Raw genomic sequence first — 12,202 nt, forward strand, 5'->3', positions numbered from 1 at the left:
CAATCCGGCGTATGTCTGCGTTTCGGGCGCGGATAACGGCGTTTTTTGCCGCTTTTGTCTTTTTGACGGCGGCACTGCCCGCTTATGCGGAGCGTCTGCCTGATTTTCTGGCGAAAATACAGCCTTCGGAAATCTTTCCGGGGGCGGACCGTTACGGCAAACCGGAAGGTAAGCCCATGGTCGCCCGCGTTTACAAAGGCGACGAGCAGCTCGGTCTGGTCTATATTACAACCGATGTGGTTAATACGCGCGGTTATTCGAGCAAACCGATCGATACGCTGATGGCGTTGGCAAACGACGGCACGATAGCAGGGGCGAAACTGGTCGACCATCACGAACCGATTATGCTGATCGGTATCCCGCAGTCGCGTGTCGATAAATTCATCGACAAATATATCGGTCTGAACTTTATTAAAAATCCGCCGACTCCGGGCGTGGCGCCGGGCGACATTATCAGCGGTGCGACTGTTACGCTGATGGTGATTAACGACAGCATCCAGCGTTCGTACAAGGTCATTGCCAACCAATACCGTCTGGGTTCGGACAAGGCCCTTCAGACGGCATCCGTTTCCGATGTTCAGGAAGCCGCGCCTGCGGCAGAAACCCGTCCGCGCCGTATGGCAAATCCCGACAAGCAGGATATTTTGTCTTGGGACGAACTTTTGAAACAAAAGGCCGTCGGCCATCTGCATATCACGCTCGATCAAATCAACAAACTGTTTGAGAAAGGCGGCAAGGCCGGCGTGGCCGATCACGCCGAACAGGGCGATCCTGACGATACCTTTATTGATTTGTATGTTGCCTTGGTCAGCCAGCCTTCCATCGGTAAAAGCCTGCTGGGTGAGGACGGCTGGGCACATCTGCAAAAACGGCTGAAACCCGGGCAGCAGGCGGTTTTGGTTGCCGGAGAGGGCCGTTATTCTTGGAAAGGTTCGGGCTATGTGCGCGGCGGTATTTTCGACCGTATCGAGATGATACAGGGGGAGAACAGCTTCCGTTTTACCGATGCCCAACACGAACGCGTCGTCGCGCTGTCTGCCGCCGGTTCGCCGCGTTTTAAAGAAGTTTCTTGGTTTACCATCCCTGAAGGCGTAGAGTTTGACGGTGCGGAGCCGTGGCGTCTGCAATTAATGGTTCAGCGCGTCTTGAGCGTAAACGATAAAGCCTTCGTTACCGCCGATTTGGATTACGAATTGCCCCAAGGTTATTACGTCGACGACCCTAAAGCGCCGCCCGTGGAAATCAGCGCGCCTGTCGAAGCCGTACCTGCCGCGGCATCCGATACCGCTTCAGACGGCATTGCCGAAGATGCGTCAGCTGAAAACGGTGTATCCAACCAATTATGGAAACAGATTTGGAAAGCGAAACAGGGGCAGATTATCGTTGTCGGCATTGCACTGACCATATTGTTACTGGTGTTTTTGTTCCAAGACTGGATTGTGCGTTACGAAAAATGGTACGACCGCTTCCGCCTCGCCTTTTTGACCTTCACGCTCTTCTATATCGGCTGGTATGCGCAGGCACAGCTTTCGGTCGTCAATACGCTGACGCTGTTTTCCGCCATCCTTACCGAATTTCATTGGGAATTCTTCCTGATGGATCCGATTGTATTCATCCTTTGGCTGTTCACGGCTGCAACCATGCTGCTGTGGAACAGGGGAACGTTTTGCGGTTGGTTGTGTCCGTTCGGCTCATTACAGGAATTGACTAACCGGATTGCCAAAAAACTGGGTGTGAAACAGATTACCGTGCCGCATATGCTGCATACCCGCTTGAGCGTCATCAAATACCTGATTTTCTTCGGGCTTTTGGCAATTTCGCTATATGATTTAGGTACGGCGGAAAAATTTGCAGAAGTCGAACCGTTCAAAACGGCGATTATCTTGAAATTTGTACGCGAGTGGTGGTTTGTCGCCTTTGCCGTTGCTCTTCTGGTTGCAGGGCTGTTTATCGAACGTTTCTTCTGCCGTTATCTGTGTCCGTTGGGAGCCGGTATCGCGTTGCCGGGCAGATTCCGCGTGTTTGATTGGCTGAGACGTTATAAAATGTGCGGTAATCCCTGCCAAATTTGTACGCATGAATGCCCTGTACAAGCGATTGCCCCGGAGGGAGATATCCATCCGAACGAATGTATCCAGTGTCTGCATTGCCAAGTCATGTACCACCACGATACGCGCTGTCCGCAAGTTGTGGCAGTGAATAAGAAAAAACAAAAACAGGCTGCTGCAAAATCAGGAGAATTGGAAAGTGTCTCCAAGCAGCCGCAGGAACAGGTTGTCCATTTTGTCAAACCCGAAACGGCGCAATCTGAAAAATAAGCATACGGGGAAAGCCTGAAGCCAAAGTGTCAGGCAGACAGGGTTTCCCCGGAAGGATAATAAAATTTTTTCCCATCGGCTTGCCGTCTGAAAACCGGTTTGCCGTATTTTATCCAAGGAGTGTTGTATGTCAGACGAAAAATTAGAACAAAACGGCTTGAGCCGTCGTTCATTCTTAGGTACGGCCGCTGCTTCCGGTGCAGGTATTGCCGGTGCAGGTTTGTTGGGTTTGGCGGGTTGCTCTAAAGACGGCGAACAGGCTGCCGCTTCTGGTGCCGCCCCTGTCGCCAAGGAGCATGGTGAAGCCAAACCAGGTCAACTGTCTTCCGAAGTCGGTCCGGGCGAACTCGACCAATATTACGGCTTCCTTTCCGGCGGTCAGTCCGGCGAGATGCGCCTGATTGGTCTGCCTTCCATGCGCGAACTGATGCGTATTCCCGTGTTCAATATGGACAGCGCGACCGGTTGGGGACGTACCAATGAGAGCTTGAAAGTCCTCAACGGCAATATTACCGAAGAAACCCGTAAATTCTTACAAGACAGCGGCCTGCGCTGCTATCCCAACGGCGACCTTCACCACCCGCACTTGTCGTTTACCGACCAAACTTATGACGGCCGCTATGCCTATGCCAACGACAAGGCAAACAACCGCGTCTGCCGCGTGCGTCTGGATGTGATGAAGGCCGACAAAATCATCGACATCCCTAATGCTTCAGGTATTCACGGTCTGCGTCCGCAACGTTATCCGAAAACCGGTTATGTCTTTGCCAACGGCGAACACATTACTCCTGTTAGTGGCGTAGGCAAACTGGATGATGCAAAAACCTGGAATGCCGTGTACACCGCTATCGACGGCGAAACCATGGAGATCGCATGGCAAGTATTGGTTGACGGTAACCTGGACAATGGCGATGCCGACTATCAAGGCAAATATTCTTTTGCCACCTGCTACAACTCCGAGCGCGCGCTGACCGTACAAGGTGCGTCTTCCAACGAGCAGGACTGGTGCGTCGTTTTCGACCTGAAAGCCATCGAAGAAGGCATCAAAGCGGGCGACTTCAAAGAAGTTAACGGTGTGAAAATGCTGGACGGTCGCGCTGAAGCCAAATCCAAATACACGCGTTATATCCCTGTGCCGAACTCTCCTCACGGCTGTAACGCAAGCCCTGACGGTAAATACATCATGCTCAACGGTAAACTGTCTCCAACCGTTACCGTATTGGATGTCAGCAAACTGGACGATTTGTTTGCAGGCAAAATCAAAGAGCGCGATGTGGTCGTAGCCGAACCGCAACTGGGTCTTGGCCCGTTACACACTGCATTTGACGGTCGCGGCAATGCTTATACGACATTGTTTATCGACAGCCAAATGGTGAAATGGAATATTGACGATGCGATCAAAGCCTACAAAGGCGAGAAAATCGATCCGATCAAACAAAAACTCGACGTTCACTATCAACCGGGCCACAACCATACGACCATGGGCGAGACCAAAGAAGCCGACGGTCAATGGCTGGTGTCTTTGAACAAGTTCTCTAAAGACCGCTTCTTGAATGCCGGTCCTTTGAAACCCGAGTGTGACCAATTGATCGACATCTCCGGCGACGAAATGCGTTTGGTACACGATAATCCGACTTTTGCCGAACCGCACGACTTGTGTTTGGTTGCCGCGTCCAAACTGAACCCGGGCAAAACTTGGGACCGCAAAGACCCGTGGTTCTGGCAGGATGCTTTGGAACAGGCGAAAAAAGACGGTGTTGAGTTGGAAAAAGCCGCCAAAGTCGTACGCGAAGGCAACAAAGTACGCGTGTACATGACTGCCGTTGCGCCTGCATTCAGCATTCCGCAGTTTGAAGTGAACCAAGGCGACGAAGTAACCGTTTACGTTACCAACGTCGAAACCATCGAGGACCTGACCCACGGCTTCACTTTGGAAGGCTACGGCATCGCTATGGAAATCGGCCCGCAAGCCACTTCTTCCGTAACCTTCAAAGCCGTCCGTCCGGGCGTGCACTGGTACTACTGCCAATGGTTCTGCCACGCATTGCATATGGAAATGTCCGGTCAGATGATTGTTCATCCCAAATAATGCGGCCTGACGGCTGAATATTGAGAATGCCGTCTGAAGGCAACAGGTCTTCAGACGGCATTTATAGCCAAACCGCTTGCCGTACCGTTTCAGGCGGTTTCGCTATAAAAACAGGCACATTTGAATGATGCTTTATTTTGTTCGGCCATACCGAACGAAACAGAGGGACACTATGCACACATCCGCGCTCCGTATATGGCTGAAGGCCGTGCTGATACTTGCCGCCGGCAGCATTTTTCAGACGGCATCGGCAGCCGTCGTCCACGTTTCCCCGCAAGACAACCTTGCCGAAATTTTTGCCCGCGCCCAGGCGGGCGATACGCTCAAACTGGCTTCCGGCGTATATCAAACCAAACTTTATATCGACAAACCGATTACGATTGAAGGACCTGCCGACCGTTCTGCAACCATCGAAGGGGACAGGAGCGGGCGTACCATAGCCATACACGCGCCGGACGTAACGCTCCGCAACCTGACCGTTACCCGTTCCGGTATGAGCCTGCCTGCAATGGATGCCGGTATTTATCTCGAAGAAACCGCCCCGCGCGCCCTGATTGAACACAACAATATTTTGGATAATTCGGTCGGCGTATATCTGCATGGTTCTGCCGATGCGATGGTGCGCGAGAACAAAATTGTTGGCGATGCGACTTTGCGCGTGAACGAGCGCGGCAACGGCGTTACCGTTTGGAACGCGCCCGGCGCGCAGGTCGTCGGCAACGATATTTCCAAAGGCCGCGACGGCATTTTTTCCAATACCAGCACGCACAACACCTATAAAAACAACCGCTTCAGCGATTTGCGTTTCGCCGTCCACTATATGTACACCAACGACAGCGAAGTCAGCGGCAATATTTCCGTGGGCAACAATATGGGCTATGTGCTGATGTTTTCCGAGCGGCTCAAAGTATTCGACAATATTGCCGTCGGCAGCCGCGACCAGGGCATCATGCTCAACTATGTCAACTATTCCGATATTCACGACAACATTATCAACAAGGCGGGCAAGTGCGTATTCGCCTACAATGCCAACTACGATAAACTTTTCGCCAATCATTTTGAAAACTGCCAAATCGGCATACACTTTACCGCCGCCATCGAAGGCACGTCCCTGCACGACAATTCCTTTATCAACAACGAAAGCCAGGTCAAATACGTCAGCACGCGCTTTCTCGACTGGAGCGAGGGCGGACACGGCAACTATTGGAGCGACAACAGCGCGTTCGATTTGAACGGCGACGGCTTCGGAGACAGCGCGTACCGCCCCAACGGCATTATCGACCAAATCATCTGGCGCGCACCCGTATCGCGCCTCTTGATGAACAGTCCCGCAATCAGCATCGTCAAATGGGCGCAGGCGCAGTTTCCCGCCGTTTTGCCCGGCGGCGTGGTGGACAGCAAACCGCTGATGAAGCCTTATGCCCCCAAAATCCAAACACGCTATCAGGCAATGAAGGACGAGTTGCTCAAAGAAGCCGAAACGCGGCAGTCGGAATGGGGCAGGGCGGAAAACGGTTCTTTGAACTAGTCTGCTTCAGACGGCATCCGGATTCAAATGCCGTCTGAAAACACAAAAGGAACAACCATGACCACACATCATGTCGAATTGAGGAATGTCACCAAACGCTTCGGGGCGCAAAAAGCCGTCAACCAAGTCGATTTGGTTTTGAAGGCAGGAGAAAGCGTCGGGCTTGCCGGACACAACGGCGCGGGCAAGTCCACCATTATGAAGCTGATACTCGGGCTGATTACCCCGACCGAAGGCGAAGTGATGCTTTTGGGCGAACGTACCGGCAGCAAAGCGGGGGCGCGGCTTCGCAGCCAAATCGGCTACCTGCCCGAAACTGTTGCGCTGCACCCTTCGCTGACCGGCATCGAAACGCTGGACTTTTACGCGAAACTTAAAAAACAGCCGCTCACACAAAACCGGGGGCTGCTTGAGCGCGTCGGTATTTCACAGGCGGCACACCGCCGCGTCGGCACTTATTCTAAAGGTATGCGCCAACGCCTTGCCTTGGCACAAGCCCTGCTGGGCGAGCCCAAAGTCCTGCTGTTTGACGAACCGACAACCGGCCTCGACCCTGCATCACGACAAATGTTTTACGAAGTCGTGCGCGAACTTAACGGGCGCGGCGCGACCGTATTGCTCAGTACCCACGCCCTGGCCGAGTTGGACGGACACGCCGACCGCATTATCGTGATGAAAAACGGCGTTAAGGTTGCTGACGGCAGTATGGACGAATTGCACGTCCAAAGCGGACTGCCGCTGACCGTCAATATCCGCCTCAATGCACCGCGCACCTTGAGCAGCCGCTGGCAGCCGCTTTCAGACGGCATTTCTTACCGGGCGCAATGTCAGGCGGAAGAACGTATGAATCTTTTGGGCGAATTGGGCAGCCTGTCCGACCTTGCCTATCTCGACATCCACACGCCGACGCTCGACGAAATGTATGCACAGTTCTTGAAAAGGGAGGACGTATGAACCCTGTTTGGATTATTACCGGCAAAGAAGTCCGCGACAGCCTGCGCAACCGTTGGGTGCTTGCCGCCGCCCTCCTGCTTGCCGCACTCGCCCTTTCTTTGGGTTTTCTCGGCAGCTCGCCCACTGGTTCGGTCAAGGTCGACCCGCTGACCGTTACCGTCGTCAGCCTGTCGAGCCTGTCTATTTTCCTGATTCCGCTGATTGCGATGCTGCTCTCCTACGATGCACTGATTGGGGAGATTGAGCGCGGTACGATGGCGTTGCTGTTGAGTTATCCCATTTCGCGCAACCAAATCCTTGCCGGCAAGTTTGTCGGACACCTCATCATCCTCGCCCTTGCCACCACGGCAGGCTACGGATTGGCAGGCATTACGCTGCAACTTGCCAACGGCAGTTTCGACATCGCCGCTTGGAAACCCTTTGCCCTTCTGATTGCCGCCAGCGTGATTTTGGGTGCGGCTTTTCTGTCTATGGGCTACTTGATTAGTGCGAAAGTCAAAGAGCGGGGGACGGCGGCCGGTATTTCCATCGGTGTGTGGTTGTTTTTCGTCGTCATCTTCGATATGGCGCTTTTGGGTATTCTGGTTGCCGACTCGAAACAGGTTATCACCGCGCCTGTCGTTGAAACCGTGCTGCTGTTCAATCCTACCGACATTTACCGCCTGCTCAACCTGACCGGTTACGAAAATACGGCCATGTATGCGGGTATGGCGGGTTTGAGCGGACAAATCAGCCTGACCGTCCCCATTTTGCTGACTGCGCAGGTTTTATGGGTTATCATTCCGCTTGTTTTGGCAGCCGGAATTTTTAGAAAGCGACAAATATGAAGAAAACCCTGTTGGCAATTGTTGCCGTTTTCGCCTTAAGTGCCTGCCGGCAGGCGGAAGAGGCGGCGCCTCCTTTACCTCAGCAGATTAGCGACCGTTCGGTCGGACACTATTGCAGTATGAATCTGACCGAACACAACGGCCCTAAAGCCCAGATTTTCTTGAACGGCAAACCCGATCAGCCCGTTTGGTTCTCCACCATCAAGCAGATGTTCGGCTATACCAAGCTGCCCGAAGAACCCAAAGGCATCCGCGTGATTTACGTTACCGATATGGGCAATGTTACCGATTGGACAAATCCCAATGCCGATACGAAGTGGATAGATGCGAAAAAAGCCTTTTATGTCATTGACAGCGGTTTTATCGGCGGTATGGGTGCGGAAGACGCGCTGCCGTTCGGCAACAAAGAGCAGGCTGAGAAATTTGCAAAGGATAAAGGCGGTAAGGTTGTCAGTTTCGACGATATGCCTGATACCTATATTTTCAAATAAATCCAAACAAAAATGCCGTCTGAACGTTGAAGCCAAGGTTCAGACGGCATTTTTTATAGTGGATTAAATTTAAACCAGTACAGCGTTGCCTCGCCTTGCCGTACTATTTGTACTGTCTGCGGCTTCGTCGCCTTGTCCTGATTTAAGTTTAATCCACTATATTACGGGTTCAAACGGGGCAGGTTTGAACAACGGCCCCATTCCTTATTCCTGACCGGGCGTAACGGCGGAATAAGGTTCACATCCCGCCGTAATTCGGCCCGCTCGCGCCTTCGGGACAAATCCAAGTGATGTTTTGCGTCGGGTCTTTGATGTCGCAGGTTTTGCAGTGGACGCAGTTGGCGGCGTTGATTTGCAGGCGCGGACTGCCGTTTTCTTCGACGATTTCATACACACCCGCCGGACAATAGCGCGTTTCGGGCGAGGCGTATTCTTTATAGTTCACGTCTATCATCGTTTGCGGATTGTTCAGCACCAAATGGTCGGGCTGGTTTTCTTCGTGCGCGAGATTGGCAAGGAAGACGCTGCTCAAGCGGTCAAAGGTCAACACGCCGTCGGGTTTCGGATAATCAATCGGTTTGCACGCGGCGGCTTTTTTGAGCTGCTCGTTGTCTTTGCCGTGATGTTTCAAGGTCCACGGGGCTTTGCCTCTGAAAATCATCTGGTCGATGCCGGTATAAAGCGAGCCGAGGTAAACGCCCCATTTGAATGACGGACGGACATTGCGCGCGGCATAAAGCTCTTGATACAGCCAGCTTTGTTCAAACAGTTTTTGATAGTTTTCCGCTTCTTTGCCGCTGTTAAAGTTTTCCACTTCTTCAAGGTTTTCCAATAAGGGGAACACGGCTTCGGCGGCAATCATAGCGGACTTCATCGCGGTATGGATGCCTTTGATGCGCGGCATATTGAGGAAACCCGCCGCGTCGCCGATTAAAACGCCGCCTTTGAACGAGAGCTTCGGCAGGCTTTGCAAACCGCCTTCAATCAGCGAACGCGCGCCGTAAGCAATACGGCGGCCGCCTTCGAAGGTTTTGCGGATTTCGGGATGGGTTTTGAAACGTTGGAACTCTTCAAACGGCGACAGATACGGGTTTTGATAGTCCAAACCGACCACGAAACCGACGGCGACTTTATTGTCGTCGAAATGGTAAACAAACGCGCCGCCGTAGGTTTTGCTGTCCAGCGGCCAGCCTGCGCTGTGTATCACCAAACCGGGCTGATGCTGTTCGGACGGCACTTCCCAAACTTCTTTAATGCCCAAGCCGTAAGTTTGCGACTGGCTGTTTTGGTCGAGTTTGAAGCGTTCGATGATTTGCTTGGAAAGCGAACCTCGGCAACCTTCGGCAAACAGGGTTTGCCGCGCCCAAAGTTCCATACCGGGCTGGAAACTGTCGGTCGGCTTGCCGTCTTTACCCACGCCCATATTGCCGGTCGCAATGCCTTTGACCGAACCGTCTTCGTGATACAGCACTTCGGCGGCGGCAAAGCCCGGATAAATTTCCACGCCCAAATTTTCCGCCTGCTCCGCCAACCAGCGCACGACTTCGCCCAAGCTGGCGATGTAGTTGCCGTGATTGTCGAAATTCGGGGTAACAGGCAGATTGAACGCTTTTTTCTCCGTCAGGAACAACACCTTGTCCTGAGTTACCGTGCGCGTCAGCGGCGCACCTTTCTCTTTCCAATCGGGAATCAACTCATTCAGCGCAATCGGATCGATAACCGCACCCGCCAGCGAATGCGCACCTGCTTCAGAACCTTTCTCCACCACGCAAACGCTGATTTCGCGCCCGTTTTGTTCGGCAAGCTGCTTGAGTTTGATGGCGGCGGACAAACCCGACGGGCCTGCGCCGACAATCACGACATCGTATTGCATACTGTCGCGGGTGATGGATTCTGTCATGGCGGTTCCTGTATGTTTGTTATCGATTTTAAAGCGGGCAATTATACAACGTAGACAGTCGCTTACCAAATAAAACAATGCCGTCTGAAACGGCTTCTCAGGCATTCAGACGGCATTTGCCCCCATATGGTCAAAGATATTTTTTATCCGGCAGTTGCGCAAAGAGGCAGTCATATTCTTTTTTCAGTTCGGGGAAATTTTTGACAATTCTGCCAATTTTATCGAATTCAATCAGTAGGATTTGACGGACAGTTTCTGCGTATCTTGAATCGGTCTGCCTTTCCATCAGCGGTACGAGGTAGGTAAGCAGATTGTGAAGGTAATCGGTCAGCCTGTGGTCGGGTAGGGCGGTTGTCAGACTTCCTTTTCTGCGGTGGTAAATAAAAAAGGGAATGTCAACCTCCAAGATTTTTCCGCCTGCAATCAGAAATTCAGAGATGAAAACCATATCTTCCCCAAAACGCATACCGTTGCGATAGGTAACACCCGTAGCGACAAGGTGGCGACGGTCAATCATAAAGCACATATTGTGTAGAGGCCAGTGATGAGGCAGACTCTGCATCAATATCCCCTGCATAGATGAGATTTTCCCATTGTGCTGTTCTTTAAATTGAAAAACGGGCTTACACCTCAACATATTTTTCCCCTCTTCATAAGGAGGACGGAGATATACGCCTTTAATCGCTTGAAGTCCGTTATCTTGAGCAAGTCTTGCCCACAAACCGAAATCTATGGGGTAAAGTTCGTCATCGGGGTCTAAGAACATAATGAAATCCCCCGTTGCAAGTTTTAATCCGGCATTGCGTGCCGCCGCCACGCCCCTGTTTTGGCTGCTGACAACGGTAATGAAGGGATATTGGTGCATATATTTCGCCAAGATTTCCGCACTGCCATCTGTCGAACCGTCATCTATCAGAATAATTTCTTTGCGAACCGTTTGACGCAATATGCTTTCGAGCGCGCGGGGGATATAGGGTGCAACATTATAGACGGGCAGGATGAAGCTGATACTGGGTAGATTATCGGAGGTTGCTTTATCGTTGGAGTACATCTGAATCCTTAATTTGTTGTAAAAGGCGAAGTATGCAGATGGGCAACTTTAGGATATGGCCTGCATACAAAATCCAAAATGCCGCACTTATCTGCAAGTGCGGCATTTTTACTATAGGCTGTGTTCCAATAGGTATTAATGGCGGAAGATCACCATTGATAGCCGACAGCCGCTCCAAATAACGGTTTTTTGGTATTGTTGCCGGAGAAATTGAACGAAGCACCTGCCTTCAGGATTACTTTGCCGTTATCTGAGAGGCTGGAGTAACCGATTGCAAGAGCCTGTTCGCCGTTGTAGTGTGCCGTAGAAGCAGATACCATCGAGTGTCCCGCATAAGTCGGTTGAGGAAGGAGTGCGATCGCTCCTGCTTTGGCGATACCGCCGTTCATTGATTTATCCAACTTGTCGACTTTTTGCTCTATAGAGGAAATCCGTTCAGAGGAGGACATATTGTTGATTTTCTTTTTCCCATTTTCGGAAAGGGTTAGAGTTAGTCCTGAAGTTTCCTCTGAATATTCAATTTTAACGTCTGATCCAGACTCAATTCTATTAGGTAAACCTTGAATAAATTCCTCAAGCTTTTTATCAATCTTTTCAGGTACGTGGTTATACAGTTGATACAGTTGATCTCCGGTAACCGCATCAGTCGATTCCGAATAAATCCCACCCTTTGCAATGTTGGTAATCAGGGTGCCATTGCCGTTATAGCCGATGGGAAACGGCCCACGTGTAATAACGTTCTCCGGATCGTATGTATCTTCAACTGTTTGTTTATTGTCATCATCAGTTATTGGGTTTTCTATCTTCAGCTTTCTGACCGACGTTGCCGCACTGTCGTCAGCCTGAGCGTATGGCACGGCGGATATGCCGATTCCTGTGGCTGCTGCTGTGAGGATGAGTTTGGATATTGCCGTATGTTTTTTGTCGGAGTGGGTCATGATTGTATCGATTAGAGTAAAGTTAACGTAATCCTCCGATTATATATTCAGACCCTTACTCTGTAAATAATACGTTGTATTATTTTATCCATTTTTTTTTTTTTTT

General features: G+C 51.5%; 9 protein-coding genes. 6 read left to right on the top strand and 3 right to left on the bottom strand.

Features of this window, described 5'->3' with window-relative positions; genetic code table 11:
- Positions 1-11 precede the first annotated feature (11 nt).
- The 6 genes from RDY34_RS03230 to RDY34_RS03255 all read left to right on the top strand — a co-directional run bounded on the left by RDY34_RS03230 (position 12) and on the right by RDY34_RS03255 (position 8,207).
- Positions 12-2,318: a 4Fe-4S binding protein gene (locus tag RDY34_RS03230; protein WP_308074370.1), complete on the top strand. Its 2,307-nt coding sequence runs from the start codon at positions 12-14 to the stop codon at positions 2,316-2,318.
- 127 nt (positions 2,319-2,445) lie between these two features.
- Positions 2,446-4,407: a TAT-dependent nitrous-oxide reductase gene (gene nosZ / locus RDY34_RS03235; protein WP_308073494.1), complete on the top strand. Its 1,962-nt coding sequence runs from the start codon at positions 2,446-2,448 to the stop codon at positions 4,405-4,407.
- 172 nt (positions 4,408-4,579) lie between these two features.
- Positions 4,580-5,935 (top strand): nitrous oxide reductase family maturation protein NosD, encoded by a 1,356-nt coding sequence (locus RDY34_RS03240; RefSeq protein WP_308074369.1) that lies wholly within the window; start codon positions 4,580-4,582, stop codon positions 5,933-5,935.
- Positions 5,936-5,992: 57 nt separating this feature from the next.
- Positions 5,993-6,889 carry an ABC transporter ATP-binding protein gene (locus tag RDY34_RS03245; RefSeq protein WP_003753908.1) on the top strand — a complete coding sequence of 299 codons (897 nt, stop codon included), beginning with the start codon at positions 5,993-5,995 and terminating at the stop codon, positions 6,887-6,889.
- On the top strand, positions 6,886-7,716 hold the full coding sequence (locus RDY34_RS03250) for an ABC transporter permease (RefSeq protein ID WP_003753910.1): 831 nt from the start codon (positions 6,886-6,888) through the stop codon (positions 7,714-7,716). The genes RDY34_RS03245 and RDY34_RS03250 overlap by 4 nt, the downstream gene beginning before the upstream one ends.
- On the top strand, positions 7,713-8,207 hold the full coding sequence (locus RDY34_RS03255) for a nitrous oxide reductase accessory protein NosL (RefSeq protein ID WP_308074368.1): 495 nt from the start codon (positions 7,713-7,715) through the stop codon (positions 8,205-8,207). The genes RDY34_RS03250 and RDY34_RS03255 overlap by 4 nt, the downstream gene beginning before the upstream one ends.
- Before the next feature lie 238 nt (positions 8,208-8,445).
- On the opposite strand, the gene RDY34_RS03265 is transcribed toward RDY34_RS03255, so the two are convergent.
- The 3 genes from RDY34_RS03265 to RDY34_RS03275 all read right to left on the bottom strand — a co-directional run bounded on the left by RDY34_RS03265 (position 8,446) and on the right by RDY34_RS03275 (position 12,096).
- The gene (locus RDY34_RS03265; RefSeq protein ID WP_308027187.1) at positions 8,446-10,107 is read right to left on the bottom strand and encodes an electron transfer flavoprotein-ubiquinone oxidoreductase; all 1,662 of its coding nucleotides are present in this window, start codon (positions 10,105-10,107) and stop codon (positions 8,446-8,448) included.
- A gap of 130 nt (positions 10,108-10,237) precedes the next feature.
- On the bottom strand, positions 10,238-11,158 hold the full coding sequence (locus RDY34_RS03270; protein ID WP_308074367.1) for a glycosyltransferase family 2 protein: 921 nt from the start codon (positions 11,156-11,158) through the stop codon (positions 10,238-10,240).
- A gap of 149 nt (positions 11,159-11,307) precedes the next feature.
- A complete protein-coding gene (locus RDY34_RS03275) occupies positions 11,308-12,096 on the bottom strand; it encodes a YadA C-terminal domain-containing protein (protein ID WP_308073488.1) in 789 nt (262 codons plus the stop codon).
- Positions 12,097-12,202: the final 106 nt, after the last annotated feature.

The organism is Neisseria polysaccharea, assembly GCF_963392925.1.
In the GTDB taxonomy this organism is placed as follows: domain Bacteria; phylum Pseudomonadota; class Gammaproteobacteria; order Burkholderiales; family Neisseriaceae; genus Neisseria; species Neisseria polysaccharea.